The sequence below is a fragment of the Thermodesulfovibrio sp. 1176 genome, from assembly GCF_029946585.1.
Classification (GTDB): domain Bacteria; phylum Nitrospirota; class Thermodesulfovibrionia; order Thermodesulfovibrionales; family Thermodesulfovibrionaceae; genus Thermodesulfovibrio.
This window is the reverse complement of record NZ_JARZRZ010000004.1, coordinates 1-15,680: the sequence shown is the minus strand read 5'-3', so window position 1 is coordinate 15,680 and position 15,680 is coordinate 1. Positions and strand designations below refer to the sequence as shown.

14 protein-coding genes and 1 tRNA gene are annotated in these 15,680 nt (G+C 34.1%); 7 read left to right on the top strand and 8 right to left on the bottom strand.

The window, feature by feature from the left end; genetic code table 11:
• Window positions 1-154: 154 nt before the first annotated feature.
• From QI155_RS07780 to QI155_RS07755, 6 genes are read left to right on the top strand one after another with little or no spacing between them, the layout of a single operon-like run.
• On the top strand, window positions 155-1,924 hold the full coding sequence (locus QI155_RS07780) for a lactate permease LctP family transporter (RefSeq protein WP_068859805.1): 1,770 nt from the start codon (window positions 155-157) through the stop codon (window positions 1,922-1,924).
• Window positions 1,921-3,312, top strand: a complete 1,392-nt coding sequence (locus QI155_RS07775) for an FAD-linked oxidase C-terminal domain-containing protein (RefSeq protein WP_068859803.1) — start codon at window positions 1,921-1,923, stop codon at window positions 3,310-3,312. Before QI155_RS07780 ends, QI155_RS07775 begins: the two co-directional genes overlap by 4 nt.
• Before the next feature lies 1 nt (window position 3,313).
• Entirely contained in the window at window positions 3,314-4,609 is a 1,296-nt protein-coding gene (locus tag QI155_RS07770) for a (Fe-S)-binding protein (RefSeq protein WP_254045447.1), read from the top strand.
• Window positions 4,610-5,146 carry a lactate utilization protein gene (locus QI155_RS07765; protein ID WP_068859801.1) on the top strand — a complete coding sequence of 179 codons (537 nt, stop codon included), beginning with the start codon at window positions 4,610-4,612 and terminating at the stop codon, window positions 5,144-5,146.
• A 9-nt stretch (window positions 5,147-5,155) separates the two neighbouring features.
• A complete protein-coding gene (gene ldhH / locus QI155_RS07760; protein WP_281321384.1) occupies window positions 5,156-7,276 on the top strand; it encodes an L-lactate dehydrogenase (quinone) large subunit LdhH in 2,121 nt (706 codons plus the stop codon).
• Window positions 7,277-7,288: 12 nt separating this feature from the next.
• Entirely contained in the window at window positions 7,289-7,711 is a 423-nt protein-coding gene (locus QI155_RS07755; RefSeq protein ID WP_068859797.1) for a PPC domain-containing DNA-binding protein, read from the top strand.
• Here QI155_RS07755 and QI155_RS07750 read toward each other — a convergent pair.
• Complete coding sequence (locus tag QI155_RS07750; RefSeq protein ID WP_068859795.1) at window positions 7,708-8,625, bottom strand: histone deacetylase; 918 nt, start codon at window positions 8,623-8,625, stop codon at window positions 7,708-7,710. The genes QI155_RS07755 and QI155_RS07750 overlap by 4 nt on opposite strands.
• Window positions 8,626-8,965: 340 nt before the next feature.
• On the opposite strand from QI155_RS07750, the gene QI155_RS07745 reads away from it, so the two are divergent.
• On the top strand, window positions 8,966-9,157 hold the full coding sequence (locus QI155_RS07745) for a hypothetical protein (RefSeq protein WP_281321383.1): 192 nt from the start codon (window positions 8,966-8,968) through the stop codon (window positions 9,155-9,157).
• Between the two features lie 362 nt (window positions 9,158-9,519).
• Here the strand turns inward: QI155_RS07745 and QI155_RS07740 are convergent.
• The 7 genes from QI155_RS07740 to QI155_RS07710 form a co-directional block, all read right to left on the bottom strand.
• Window positions 9,520-9,603: transfer RNA gene (locus QI155_RS07740), tRNA-Leu, on the bottom strand.
• Window positions 9,604-9,616: 13 nt separating this feature from the next.
• Window positions 9,617-10,894 (bottom strand): S41 family peptidase, encoded by a 1,278-nt coding sequence (locus QI155_RS07735; RefSeq protein WP_281321382.1) that lies wholly within the window; start codon window positions 10,892-10,894, stop codon window positions 9,617-9,619.
• A 13-nt stretch (window positions 10,895-10,907) separates the two neighbouring features.
• Window positions 10,908-12,062 (bottom strand): peptidoglycan DD-metalloendopeptidase family protein, encoded by a 1,155-nt coding sequence (locus QI155_RS07730; RefSeq protein ID WP_068859791.1) that lies wholly within the window; start codon window positions 12,060-12,062, stop codon window positions 10,908-10,910.
• 4 nt (window positions 12,063-12,066) lie between these two features.
• Window positions 12,067-12,930 (bottom strand): permease-like cell division protein FtsX, encoded by an 864-nt coding sequence (locus QI155_RS07725; protein WP_281321381.1) that lies wholly within the window; start codon window positions 12,928-12,930, stop codon window positions 12,067-12,069.
• A complete protein-coding gene (ftsE, locus tag QI155_RS07720) occupies window positions 12,927-13,577 on the bottom strand; it encodes a cell division ATP-binding protein FtsE (protein WP_068859787.1) in 651 nt (216 codons plus the stop codon). Before ftsE ends, QI155_RS07725 begins: the two co-directional genes overlap by 4 nt.
• Window positions 13,574-14,557: a transketolase family protein gene (locus QI155_RS07715; RefSeq protein ID WP_083200060.1), complete on the bottom strand. Its 984-nt coding sequence runs from the start codon at window positions 14,555-14,557 to the stop codon at window positions 13,574-13,576. Before QI155_RS07715 ends, ftsE begins: the two co-directional genes overlap by 4 nt.
• Complete coding sequence (locus QI155_RS07710) at window positions 14,544-15,368, bottom strand: transketolase (RefSeq protein ID WP_143600683.1); 825 nt, start codon at window positions 15,366-15,368, stop codon at window positions 14,544-14,546. Before QI155_RS07710 ends, QI155_RS07715 begins: the two co-directional genes overlap by 14 nt.
• Window positions 15,369-15,680 lie beyond the last annotated feature (312 nt).

Here is a 15,680-nt window from a genome sequence, read left to right as displayed (position 1 = left end):
AGCTTAAACTCAAATCAATTAAAAAGTCAAAAATTTTGAAAATATATTTTGTAGGAAATTTCCTACAAACTTGTAGGAATATTCTGATTTACAAACTTATTTATATTTTTCATAATTTCATTGTAAAAAAATTTTTTAAGGAGGAGGTTAAATTATGCCCTGGAAAATGGATATTAACCCACTGGGGAGTCTTGTCTTAAGTGCTCTTGTTGCAGCAGTGCCTATCCTTTATCTTTTCTGGGCTCTTGCTTACAAAAGAATGAAAGGGCACTGGGCAGCAATTTCAGCAGTTCTTATTGCAATGTTAATCTCAATTGTTGCTTATGGTATGCCTGTTAATCTCTCCGCTCTCTCAGTTTTTAATGGTTTTATTTTTGGTCTTTGGCCTGTTTGCTGGATTGTTGTTACTGCAGTTTATATTTATAATCTTTCCGTTGAAACAAAACAGTTTGAAATCATCAAAAACTCCCTCGCTACAATTACTGATGACAGAAGAGTTCAGGCAGTAATAATTGCTTTCTCCTTTGGCGCATTTCTTGAGGGTGCAGCAGGATTCGGAACTCCTGTGGCAATCTCAGCAGCAATGCTTGCAGGTTTAGGTTTTAATCCAATATATGCCTGTGGTATCTGTCTTATTGCAAATACAGCACCTGTTGCCTTTGGTGCAATAGGAATTCCCATTGTTGTTGGTGCAGCTGTCTCCGGTGTTGATATGATGGCATTAAGTAAAATGGTTGGTAGACAATTGCCCTTCTTTAGTATAATTGTTCCATTTTATATGGCTGTTGTTATGGCAGGATGGAAGAAAGCTATGGAAATTTGGCCTATTTTACTTGTAAGCGGTGGGTCCTTTGCATTGACTCAATTTTTGGTTTCCAATTATATCGGACCTTATCTTCCAGATATATTATCAGCAATAGTCTCAATTATTGCAACAGTAATATTCGTAAAAATATGGCATCCTAAAGAATCATGGACCTTTGAACATGAAGCAGCAGCCACAGGAAGAGCAAAACTACAGTACTCAGCTGGACAGGTATTCAGAGCATGGGCACCCTTTATTCTCCTTTCAATATTTGTTGCAGCTTGGGGAATTAAACCAGTAAAGGCTGCTTTGGATCAAATTGCAACATTTAAATTCCCAATTACAGGTCTTGACAAGGAAGTTATAGATCATCTTGGAAAACCAAAAGCAGCGGTATACTCCTTTAATTTACTTTCAGCAGCTGGAACCGCTATACTTTTTGCAGGAATTCTTTCAATACCTGTTATGGGTGCTTCTATTAGTACAGCTCTTAAAGTTGCAGGAAGAACTTTAAATCAGCTTAAATGGCCTATTGTAACAATTGGAACAATTCTGGGATTTGCATACCTTTATAACTTCTCTGGAATGGCTATTACACTTGGTTATGCCTTTGCTACAACAGGAATAGTTTTCCCATTCTTTGCAGCTTTTCTTGGCTGGCTTGGAGTTTTCATGACAGGTTCAGATACATCTTCAAATGCTCTCTTTGGAAAGCTTCAGGAAGTAACAGCCCGTCAGATTGGTGTAGACCCTGTGCTTACAGTGGCTACAAACTCCTCAGGCGGAGTTTTTGGAAAGATGATTTCACCACAGTCAATAGCAGTAGCAACAGCTGCAACTGGTTATGTTGGTCATGAAGGTGATATTTTCAGATTCACACTTAAACATTCCATAATTCTTACCATAATGATGGGTGTAATAGCAATGCTTCAGGCATATGTATTTACATGGATGATTCCTCAATGGGAACAGGCTGTTCAGGCAGCAGTAGCCGCAGCAAAACCTGCTGGACCTACAGGAATCCCTGCAGAGGGAATTAATTATCTTATTATCACATTTGCTGTTTCATTATTAATCGTAATACTTTCAAGAGTTGTTGGAAAAGGAGCTGTAAAATGATCGATAGCAACTTCATTAGTAAATGTAAGAATATCTTTGGTGCAGAAAATGTTCTTACAGAAAAAGCAGATTTAATAACATACAGCTATGATGCCACCCCAGGGATTCCTCGGGAGATTCCCGGGGTGGTTGTTTTTCCTGAAAATACCAAACAAGTTCAGGAAATGATATTTCTTGCAAGGCAAGCAAAGGTTCCAATATATCCAAGAGGTGCTGGAACATGCCTTAGTGGAGGGCCTGTTCCATTAAATAAAGGGGTTGTAATATCCTTTCAGAAGATGAATAAAATCATTGAAATTGATCCAGACAATCTCACTGCAACAGTTCAGCCAGGTGTTATTATCGCTGACTTAAACAATGCTGTATCAAAATATGGACTTCTTTATCCACCAGACCCAGGCTCAATGGCAACAGCAACAGTTGGTGGCTCTGTTGCTGAAAACTCAGGTGGATTAAGAGGATTAAAATACGGTGTTACAAAACATTACATAATGGGAATGGAAATTGTACTTCCTACAGGTGAGATTTTCCGTTATGGTGGAAAAACAGTAAAAAATGTTACAGCCTATGATTTTACAAGTCTTTTTGTTGGTTCTGAAGGAACTTTAGGAATAATTACAGAGATAATATGTAAACTCATTCCTACACCAAAATACCGTAAATCAATGATTGCCTTTTTTGATAAGCTTGAAGATGCAGGAAAAACAGTTACTGATATTGTAAGAGCCCATGTTATTCCAGCAACTCTTGAAATAATGGATAAAGTTACAATTCAGACTGTTGAAAACTACGCAAAAGCTGGACTTCCCACTGATGTGGAAGCTTTGTTGCTTATAGAAGTTGATGGTATGGGTAAGGACAGTGTGGAATGGGAAGCAGAAAATTGTATTGAAATAATAAAGAATAACAATGGAAAATTTAAAATTGCAGAAACAGATCAGGAAAGAGATTCCCTTTGGGCTGCCCGTAGAGCTGCGCTTCCAGCTTTGGCACAGGTAAAACCTGCAACAATACTTGAAGATGCCACTGTTCCAAGAACAAAACTTGTTGATATGCTTGTTTCAATTCAAAAAATTGCCAAAAAATATAATCTTCTCATTGGAACCTTTGGACACGCAGGTGATGGAAATCTTCATCCTACAATTTTAATTGATCCTCTTGACAAAGACGAAATGGAAAGGCTTCATAAAGCAGTGGATGAAATATTTGATGTAGCTTTATCCTTTGGTGGAACTTTATCAGGAGAGCACGGAATCGGTATAGCTAAACTTAAGTATCTTAAAGATGAAATTGGACGCTCTGGAGTTGAAACAATGAGAAGAATAAAGCAAGCATTAGACCCCGATAATATCTTAAATCCTGGAAAGCTCGTCCCGATGGAGGACTAAAGTGGCAAAAACAGTTTTTGATGATTTAGAAACTTTAAAGAGAGAACTTATCAGATGCATGAAATGCGGAAACTGCATGGCAGTTTGTCCTATTTACAATGTGGAAAAAAAAGAATCCTCTGTTGCCAGAGGTAAAATTGCTCTTGGAGAGGCTGTGCTGGAAGATAAAATTAACATAGATGATGAAACTCTTGTGAAACTTATATTTAACTGTCTTGTATGTAAATCATGTATGATGGCATGTCCAAGCGGAGTTCGCTTTGACAGAATTATACTTGGTTTAAGGTCAGCTATTGCAAAAAAGAAGGGAATTCCTTTTATTAAAAAGGCTCTTTTTGGACTTCTTAAAAATCCAGAACTTTTTGACAAGGGTATGAAAGCCTTTGCAACAATGCAGGGACTGTTTTTCAAAAAAGAAGATGAAAAAACAAGAACTCCTAAGGGATTTTTGAAACAGTTTGGGAAAAGATTTGATGACGATTTTGTTTTACCAGAGTTAACAAAAGAAAGTTTTAGAGATAAAGTTAATGAAGTAATGGATGTTCAAAATCCACAGGCTAATGTAATATTTTTCACAGGATGTTCAGTCAATTACTTTTATCCAGAGGTAGGACAAGATTTACTTTATGTTTTAAAAAGAAATAATATTAAAGTTATAACTCCCAGAAATCAGAACTGCTGTGGTATGCCTGTAATGGTTCACGGAGATATCGAAACTGCAAGAGAGCTTGCAAAGAAAAATCTTCAGGTTTTTGAAAGTTTCAATCCACAGTATATTGTTACAGTTTGCGGTTCATGTGGAAGTGCTTTGAAACATGAATATCCTATTATTCTTGAAGGAGATACAGTTTATGAAAAAAAGGCAAAAAAATGGGCTGAAAAAATTTATGATATCTCTACATTCCTTTTAAAAATTATAAAATTTGAACCACCGAAGGGAAAAGTGGAATTAAAAGTTACTTATCATGATTCCTGTCATCTTAAGAAATCAATGAAGGTATTTAATGAACCAAGACAACTTCTTAAAATGATTCCTGGCTTAACTTTAGTTGAGATGAAAAAACCCGATGCCTGCTGTGGAAGTGGTGGTAGTTATCATTTAACTCATGCTGACACTGCTTTAAAAATTACTCAAGCAAAGGCAGAGGATATAAAACAAACGCAGGCAGATGTAGTTTGCACAGGATGTCCTGCCTGTATGATGGAACTCTTTGAAGGGATTCATCGATGGGATGGTAAGTGTAAAGTTTTACATACTGTTAATTTGCTTGCTGAATCTTATAAAAAGGAGGCTTAGGTGTTTGAACTTTTCAAACAAAAAGCAGAGGCAATAAATGCAGAAGTGCACAAATTTAGCAGTAAAGCAGAGGCTCTTGATTTTATAAAGGATTTCATTAAACAGAATACTTCAACAAAGATTTCAAAGGAAGTAGTATGGTGTGAATCAGAATTTCTTGAAGGAGTTGATAAAGATACACTTCAAAAAGAACTCCCTCAGATTGAATTCAATATAGACCTTAACTCAGCATCATCGGCAAAGATAGGAATTAATCAGGTTGACTTTGGTATTGCAGAGACAGGGAGTCTTGTTGAAATATCTGATAAAATTTCAAAGAGACTTTGTTCTTCTTTAACAGAAATTCATATAGCAATTTTACCGCTTAACAAAATTTTACCTGATATGGAATCAGTGATTAAACAAATAAATTTAAAAAATATTCCATACATGACAGTAATAAGTGGTCCAAGTAGAACTGCTGATATAGAAAGAGTTCTTACAATAGGAGTACACGGTCCAGAAAGGGTTATCATCCTTTGTATTGATAATTTTTAGGGGGTATAGATGATTAAAGAAGAGATAAAAAAAGCTTTATCAAATGCCAATTTAAGCGGTGCATTAACAAGATTTTCAGAAGCCTATGCTGTAAGCAGGCGTAAAGCCTATGAGGGGCTTGATTTTGAGGGAATAAGAGAAAAAATTGCAAATATTAAATCCTATGTAGCAGATCACCTTCAAGAACTAATTCAAACTTTTATAAAATCTGCTACAGAAAATGGTGCAAAGGTTTTTTATACTAAAAGTCCAGAGGAAGTAAGAAATTATATAATTGAACTTGCAAAGAAAAACAATGTAAAAAGTATCGTCAAATCAAAATCAATGGCAACAGAGGAGATTCACTTAAATAAGTATCTAAAGGAACAGGGTATCGAGGTAAACGAAACAGACCTTGGTGAATGGATTATTCAACTTGCAGGGCAAAGACCTTCCCACATGGTGCTACCAGCAATTCATCTTACAAGGTATGATGTTTCAGATGTCTTCACAAAAAAAGTTGAACCTGTCCAGCCAGATATTGCTCAGATGGTTAAATTTGCCCGTAAGCACTTAAGAAGAAAATTCCTTTCTGCTGATATGGGTATAACAGGTGCCAATATAGCCATTGCAGAAACAGGAACACTGGTGCTCTTTACCAATGAGGGTAATGCACGTTTAACAATGTTACTTCCTAAAATTCATGTGGCTGTTGTTGGCGTTGAAAAACTTGTTGCAAAACTTGAAGATATATTTTCAATTATAAGGGCACTTCCAAGAAGTGCAACAGCACAACTTATAACAAGTTACATATCTTTCGTTAATAAACCTGAAATTCACATAGATGGTTCTCAAAAAGAGTTTCATATAATTCTTTTTGACAATAATCGCACTAATATAGCACGAGACCCTGTATTTAAACAGAGCCTTCAATGCATTCGTTGCGCCTCATGTCTTAATGTATGTCCTGTATTCAGGATTATTGGTGGCCATGTTTTTGGTAAAGTTTATACCGGTGGAATTGGAACCATACTTACTGCTTGGACCGAGGGACTTAAGGCATCTAAGGACATACAGGGACTCTGTATTCAATGCGGAAACTGTGTAAAAGTCTGCCCTGGTAAAATAAACATTCCTGAACTTATTCTTGAAATAAGAAAAAGACTTTCGAAAGAAGAAGGATTAGACTTTAAAACAAAGGCAATATATTCTGTAGTAAACAATAGAAAATTATTCCATTCAATTTTAAGAACTGCCTCAAAGCTTCAAAAACCCTTTGAAAAAGGCGGATTTATAAGGCATCTGCCATTCTTTCTCTCGGAATTAACAACTGAACGAAGTCTTCCTGCTATTGCTGATGTTCCATTCAGGGATAGATTTAAAAAAATTGAACAACCAAAGTCTCAAAAGAAAGCTATATTTTTTGCAGGATGTCTTATTGATTTTGCCTATCCTGAGATTGGAGAAGCTTTAGTTAAATTGCTTAATTCTGCTCAGATAGAAGTCCTTTTTCCTCAGGAACAAACATGTTGTGGAGCACCTGCAAGATACTCAGGAGTGATGGATGTAGCAGCCAATAATTCAAAACAAAACATAGAGGCACTGCTTAGCGTAGAAGCAGACTATGTGGTGTCTGCCTGTCCTACATGTACAGTTGCTCTTAAAAATCAGTTTATTAAGGACTTAAAAGAGCAAGATTATGATGAAAAAATAATAAAATCTGCAGAACATCTTTCAGAAAAAGTTATAGATGCTTCAGAATTAATTTATAGACTTGTAAAAGAGGGTAAAATTCAGTTTAAAAAACTATCAAAAATTGATTTTACCTATCATGACCCCTGTCATCTAATAAGAAGTCTTAATATATCTCAACAACCAAGGGAAAGTTTGATAAATGCAGGATTAAAACTTATTGAGATGTTTGAATCGGATACATGCTGTGGAATGGGTGGAAGCTATTCATTGAAATTCCCAGAAATATCAGGAACAATCTTAAGAAGAAAGCTTGAAAATATTCAGAAAACAGAAGCAAAACTTGTATGCACAGACTGTCCAGGCTGTGTAATGCAAATTCGTGGAGGAGTTGATAAAGAAGGGCTTCAAATTGAAGTAAAACATTCATTAGAAGTGTTAGCTGAAAGAATTAAATAGGGGGTAGAATAAATGATTAAAAATTTTAATGTTAAAAGAGTTTTACAGGGTAGACTTTATAAAGGAGAAGAGATTGTATCAAGCATTGTAAAATTTTTAAAAGAAAAATCAATAACTTCTGGATTAATAAGCGGAATAGGAGCTGTGACAAGAGTTAAAATCGGATATTATGAACAGAGGGAGAAAAAGTATATCTCTCATGAATTTAATGAACCAATGGAAATACTTTCTCTAAAGGGAAATGTTTCAATTAAAGATGGAGAGCCTTTTCCGCATATTCATATTGTTCTTTCAAAGGAAGATTTTTCATGTATTGGAGGGCATCTTTATGAAGCTGAGGTTTTTGCTTTTGAATTTGAAGTTATAGAACTTGATGGTATATCCTTTGAGAGAGACTTTGATGAAGATACAGGGTTATTTTTGTGGAAAAGTTAACCCAACATTTCTTCAAGAGTTACTTTAATACATTCTGACAGAGATTGAAGATTATAACCACCTTCGAGAACAAAAATTTTAGGGGCGTAAGAAGATCTAAGAATACTTCTTACTATACTTCTTACTCCTTCAGTGGTTACATTTATATAGCTCATTGGATCATCTTGATGCATATCATAACCAGCAGATACGAGTATAAGTTCAGGTTTAATTTCTCTTATTTTTTGTGGTAGTATATCTTGAAAAATCGTTAAATATTCCTTTGTTCCTGAACCAGACCTTAAAGGAATATTGTAAGTACATCCTTCTCCCGCACCTCTTCCCATCTCAAGTTCTCGTCCTGTTCCCGGATAAAAAGGAAATTGATGGGAACTGAAAAAAAACACTGAACAGTCATCTTCAAAAATATGTTGAGTGCCATTTCCGTGATGGACATCGAAGTCAATTATAAAAATCTTTTTAATTCCCTTTGTTTTTGCATAGGCTGCACCAACTGCAACATTATTAAAGATACAAAATCCCATTGCATGGTCCATTTCAGCATGATGACCTGGTGGTCTTATTGCACAAAAAGCACCATCAAAATTTTTGTTCAAAACACCATCAACAGCATCAAGCACAGCACCTACTGCATAACATGCAACTTCATAGGAATGTTCACTTAGATAAGTATCTGGATCTAAATAGCCAGGTGGAGAGTTCTTTATTTTTTTTATGTAGTGAGATTCATGAACCAAAGCTAATTCTTCTTCTGTTGCTTTTCTTGGTTTTATGTGGAGCAATTTATTCCATAGCTCTTCTTTTTTGAGACGGTTTACAATTGCAATAAGTCTATCCTTTGACTCAGGATGACCAGGAGGAGTTTCATGCTTAAGGAAAATATCATCATATATAAAAGCAATTTTCTTATCCATAAAAAATGATAGCTACTTATGATTATTAAAGTCAAGAAGATTAACAGGACTAAATCAAAAAAGGATGATATTATTTATTCCGGCTGACTTTTTAGGTTCAAAGCCAACAAAAATAAGAAAAATCCTGAAAGTACTGAAATAGGCACAGCCAGTATGGCTACTAATGTGAATTTTTCCAATTTCTCGATCAGCAATTTTAGTCTAATTATGTGTCTATTTGCAATTTTTGTATAAAATTTGTAATTTTTGCATTCTTGCTATGATATCTAATTGTTATAAAAAAATATTTTCCTTTGTAAATCTAATCTAATTTTAAATTGCTTATTTTGGTAAAAAATTTGTGGATATCGAAGTTTCTGTAAGAGATGGCAAAATGACTGATTTTTATTTTTCTATAGGAGATTATTACCGTATACCTATCCTATTTTTAATTGTCAAAGAGGCAAGAGTTGAGCCAAATTTAGTTATAAAATTAAGAAGAGATGGATACAGGTGGTATGAAATAATGTTAAAATTTGGCTCAAAACCTTAAAGAGTATTTGAAAAATATATAACTGACAAAGTTTAGCATAAATGACAAGGAATACTATTTAAAGAACAAAATGGACAAGACAGGGAAAGCATTATTTAAGGCATTGAAAGTATCCGAACCAGCCCATATAACAGCCAAGGAAGACTTCGTAACATAAAAAGATAATAAAAATAAGGGAGTTACAAGTCTGTTGTACAAAAATTTGCATTTTTAAAAAATAAAATTCAATTTTTTCAATGACTTACAAGGATTAAATTGATAAACTCAGGTTGAGCGTAACTACAAAGTAAATTCAGAATCTTTGAAATTGGAATAATTGCAACAGAGGATAAGAAGAAAGGAAAATAAAAATAAAGTTATAATGCCGAAGGCGGGATTTGAACCCGCACGGTGTAACCACCACCAGATCCTGAATCTGGCGCGTCTGCCAGTTCCGCCACTTCGGCATATAACTTTATTTTAAGCTGCTTTCTTAAATTTTTCCATTATCTTCCAGCTTTTAAGAATATCAATGGCTCTTTGAAGTTGATTGTCATCCTTTTCATCTACTTCTTGAGGTGCAGTCTCTTTAGGTTCAACTTTTTCTCCCTTTAAGTGCTGTTCTAAGTCTTTTTCTCTTATTACAGGAACTTCTTTCCCGTTTTTAGTCTCAAGCTTAACAACGATGTCTGGATTAATACCTACAGCATGAATGCTTCTACCCTTAGGTGTATAATATTTAGCCGTTGTAAGTTTTAAAGCAGAACCATCGCTTAGTGGTATAAGACTCTGAACTGAGCCTTTTCCGAAGGTTTGAACTCCGAGAATTAAAGCCCGTCCCCAATCCTGTAAAGCTCCTGCAACGATTTCCGAAGCTGAGGCAGACCCCTGATTTACAATAACTATCATTGGCACATCTGTGTACATAGGTCTTAATCCTTCTGTATAGTAATCCATTTTTTCTCCAGATTTTCCCTTTATAGATACAACTAAATATTTTGGTGGTAAGAACTGTTCTGCAACATCAACGGCAATGTTTAGGAGTCCTCCTGGATTATTTCTTAAATCCAAAATAAGTGATTTCATGCCTTTTTCTTTTAGTGTTTTAAGAGCATTAGCTAAATCCTGAGCTGTGGTCTCTTGAAATTGGGTGAGTTTTATATATCCTATTTCGTTTTCTATCATTTTGAATTTGACGCTCTTGATTTTGATTATATCCCTAACAATAGTTATATCTTTTGGTTCTTTCCATTCATCTCGCTGGATTGTAAGAGTTACAGGCTTTCCCTTTGGTCCACGCATCCGAGAGACAGCGTCATTGATATTCATGTCTTTAGTTGATTGTCCATCGATTTTTATTATTTTATCGCCTGCCTTAATACCAGCTTTCCATGCTGGTGTATCCTCAATGGGAGCTATTACTGTTAATGCACCATCTTTAATGCCTATTTGAATACCTATGCCTCCAAATTCACCCTTTGTTTCTGTTTGAAATTCCTTGTATTCTTGTGCAGTTAAATAGGCAGAGTGAGGATCAAGAGATTTTACCATACCTTTAATAGCTGAAAGTATTAGTTCTTTTGAATTTGCTTCATCAACATAGTGTTTTTTTATTGTAGTAAAAACTTCTGTAAAGGTTCTTAGATCTTCGTAGATTGAATCGTTTGTTTGAGCTACAGACCATCTACCAATAGTGATCCCAGATAAGGCAATAAATACAATTAAAACAGAGATAAATAATATTTTTTTAATTCTCATTTTTCCTCCTTTTTTATCTTCTTAACCATTGTTCAGGATTAAGAGGTTTCCCTCTGTATCTTATTTCAAAATAAAGGGCTGTTGTTTCTATATTTGATTTTTCTCCTAAGGTACCAATCACCTGCCCTCCTTTTACAAAACTACCTTCTTTTACATTCATTGATGCAAGATTTCCATAAACTGTATAATATCCTTCTCCATGGCTTATTATAACAAGGTTTTCATATCCTTTAAAATAGTTGGCATATACAACCTTTCCTTCTGCCGATGCTTTAACAGATGTGCCAGCTGGTGCTTGAATATAAATTCCGCTTCTAAACATAGGTACATTAAATAATGGATCCCTTTGATTTCCATAGGAAGCAACTACTTTTCCACTTACAGGCCAAAGAAGGGTTCCTTTTCTTTTTACAAATGTGCCTTCAGGTAAGTCTACCGCACCTGTTCTTTTTTCTTTTTTTTCAGTTTCCTGTAAAAGTTTTGTAAGTCTTCGAGCATTTTCTTCAAGTTCTTTTATTTTTCTTTCATACTGAGATTTTTCCTTTTGAACTTTAGCGAGTAATTTTTCTCTTTCTTTTTTCTTTATGACCTGTTCCTGTTCAGTTTCTTTAAGTTCTCTTTCTTCCTTTTTTAGGGATGCATATAATGTTTGAAGATCCTTTTGTCTTTTGACTAATTCTGTTAATTCTTCTCTATATTGTTTAATTAATTTTTTGTCAATATATATTATTTTCTGGGTATTTCGTATTATTCTTAACGCCCTAGTGGTATCTTCTTCGGTGAGTAAAAGTAGATAAGGGTCTGGTTGATAATGAAGTTTTTGAATTCCTCTAATTCTTATTGAAAGATATTTTTTTCTATTTTCTAACTGATTGCTATATATTTTTATGTCCTTTTCTGTTTGTCCAATTTTTAACTGGATAGATTTTATTTTTTCTTTATGAGCAGAGATTTTCTTTTCTATTTCATATAGTTCCTTTGTCACCTTTTGTAATTCCTCAATAAGATTTTTTTCTAATTTTTTTGTTTCTTGTAATTTCTTTTTATGAATATCAATTTCTTTTTTAATTTCCTTTAATTCTTCCTTTGGTTGGGCTGAATAAACAGTGCCTACTATGAAACTTAATAATATAAATACAGCTAATACAATATATATTTTTTTAAACATAGTGTTACTGATATTTTATTTTACCTAATGCTACAAATGACGAAGCTACTCCTAAGAGCAATCCTATACAGGGAAGTATATATAGAATCTCAAAAGGAAAAACTAACTGAGTAATAGCAGGTAAAAATTCAATTACATTTTTTGAATGCAAAAAGAAATAAATTATTACAATTGATATTGTAGCTAAAAGACTACCAAGGAGTCCTAAAATTCCGCCTTCAGTAATAAAGGGATATCTTATGTATGAAGGAGTTGCACCAAGAAGTTTTAAAATTTCGATTTCCTCTGTTTTTTTCCAGTAATGATTTTTAACAGTTGCATAGATTATAAATAAAATTGCCAAAGAGAGAAAACAAAATATTATTACTCCGAGATTCCACAATGTAATTTTTAAAGTTTTTAAAGCATATATTATTTTTGATGGATAATAAACATCTTCCACTAAATCAGATTTTTTAATATTCTGAGTTATCTCTTCTATCTTTTCTATTTTTTCATCTTTTATAAAGGCTTCGACAGTATTGGAAAGGGGATTATAACCAATTAATTCAATCATTGACGGCTCTATTATATTTTGCATTTCTTTTAATGCATCTTCCTTTGATATATATTGAATCTTTGTAAAAAACCCAGTTTCTTTAAGTTTATTAATAAATTGATATATTTCAGTTTCAGGGATTTCATTTTTTATATATATAACAATAGTTGCTTTACTTGACAGTTTTTTACTGAAAATATCCAGATTATAAAGCCCAATTAATACCGCAGTAACTATAAAAAAACAAACTCCAATACTTACAATTGCCATTAATGTTGACCACTTACTTAACCAAAGATTTTTAATTGCGGACTGAAGAGGAGATTTCATTGTAAAAATTTCCCCTCTTTCAAATGGATTACTCTATAAGGAGTACTTTGAAAAAGTTCGGGATTATGAGTAGCAATTACAACTGTGCAACCCATAGCATTTACATTTCTGAAAAGAGTCATTACTTCTTTTGATGTATCGGGATCAAGATTTCCAGTTGGTTCATCGGCAAGTATTATTCTGGGATTTGTAATAACTGCTCTTGCAATGGCAACTCTTTGTTGTTCTCCTCCAGAAAGAGTTCGAACAAGACTGTCTGCTCTGTGTCTAAGTCCGATATTTTTTAAAGTATCGTATACTTTTTGTTTTATGTCTTTTTCTTTTTGTCCTAATATGAAAAGTGGAAGGGCTACATTTTCATAAACTGTAAGGTCCTGTCTAAGTCTGAAATCCTGAAATACAAATGTAACAAATCTTCTTAAATAAGGAATTTCTGATTGTCTGATTTTTGAAAGTTCAAAATCTCCTACTCTAATTTCTCCTTCATCGGGTCTTTCACTACCAAAAATCAATCTAAGTAGTGTAGTTTTCCCCGCACCAGATGGACCAGTTATAAATATTAATTCTCCTTTTTCTATTTTAAAAGAAATATTCTGTAAAACTGGTGTTGAATCATAATATTTATAAACTCCCAAAAAACTTATCATTTCTTGAAAAATTCTTTTGCAACTTCGACAATATTTTGAGCGGTAAGTCCATAAATTTTTAATAATTCTTTCCAATCTCCAGAACAACCAAAAGTATCCTTAATGCCTATTCTTCTTAAAGGAATAGGATAGTTTTCAGCAAGAAATTCTGAAACAGCTCCTCCAAGTCCACCAATTATTGAGTGTTCTTCTACAGTTATAATTAATTTAGATTTTTTTGCAATTTCCAAAAGTGTTTCTTCGTCAAGGGGTTTTACAGTTGAAAAATTGGCCACTCCAGTATGAATTCCTTCTTTATTTAGTATTTCAGAAGCCTTTAATGCTTCAGATACCATTAACCCATTAGCTATTATATTTACATCTTTACCTATATTAAATACATGGGATTTTCCAATTCTAAATTTATATTCTAACGGCATAACAGCAGGCACTTTTGCTCTGCCAAGTCTAACATAAACAGGTCCATAATACTCTGAAATAGTTACTATACACTGACTTGTTTCATAGGCATCAGCGGGCACAATAACAGTCATACCGGGTATTACTCTCATTAATGCCACATCCTCCAATGCTTGATGAGTTGCACCATCTTCACCAACAGTAATTCCACCATGAGTTGCAACAATTTTCACATTAGCATTAGAATAACATACTGTTTGGCGAACCTGTTCCCATGCTCTACCAGTTGCGAAAATGGCAAATGTTGAAGCAAAAGGAATTTTTCCTGTTAAAGCTAATCCAGCAGCTGTGCCTATCATATCCTGCTCAGATACACCCATGTTAAAGAATCTTTCAGGGAAATTTTTCCTAAATAAAACTGTTTTAGTTGAACAGCTAAGGTCTGCATCGAGAACTACTATATTTGGATTTTTCTTGCCGAGTTCAACAAGAGTGATACCATAGGCATCTCTTGTTGCCATATCCTTTCCACATAATTCAGTTAATTCGATTAAGTCACAACTACACTCAATTTTTCCCATTGCTAAGCTCCTTAAGTGCAATTTCAAGCTCCTCTTTTGTTGGAGCAATTCCGTGATACTGAACTTTACCTTCAAAAATAGAGACACCTTTACCTTTTATTGTTTTTGCCACAATCATTGTAGGTTTTCCTTTAATCTTTTCAGCTTCATCTAAAGCTTCTACAATTTCTTCCATATTATGTCCATCTATGTTAAAAACATTCCATCCAAAGGCTTTAAATTTTTCATCAATAGGAGAAACATCCATTACTTCAGAACAACATCCGTCAATTTGGAGATTGTTGTGGTCAATTATTGCACAAAGATTATCTAATTTATAATGGGAAGCTGACATTGCGGCTTCCCATATTTGTCCTTCCTGAATTTCTCCATCCCCCAAAAGACAGTAAACTCTTGATGGAAGTCCATCAAGCCTTAATCCTAATGCCATACCATTGGCAACAGAAAGCCCCTGTCCTAAGGAACCTGTGGATACTTCTATGCCAGGAAGACTTTTACAACAAGGATGTCCTTGTAGGGGAGAGTTTATTTTTCTTAGAGTACCTAAAAGGGATTTATCAAAATATCCTGACATAGCTAATGCTGCATATAAAACTGGAGCAGCATGACCCTTTGAAAGAACAAATCTATCTCGAGCATGCCAATTGGGGTTTTTAGGATCATGTTTCATTTTATAAAAATAAAGAGCAGTTACTATGTCAGCAGAAGAAAGACTTCCACCTGTATGACCTGAACCAGCTAATGCAAGCATTTTTACAATTTCGATTCTCAAATTTTTTGCCATTTCTTTTAAAAATGCTATATCCGCCACTGTGCCTCCTAAAAATTCTATAGATTAATTTTTTAATTATAAATCAAAATAGCAAAAAAAGACATCTTTAATAAATTGTCCTAAAATTGTCGATAGAAAATTCAAAGAGTGATTTTTTGACTCTAAAAGTCCTCTTAAGAGGGGATTTTATCTAAAATTTTTCATCTACCTATCTTTTACATCCATTTTTTATCCCTTGTATCCACCTGTCTATCTTCTCCTTTGCCTCATCAAAGCTCGCAAATTCATTGCGCCAGTATAAAAACAAACAATAGTAGCTTTACTTTTGAATGAACTTATGAAGAAGGAAAG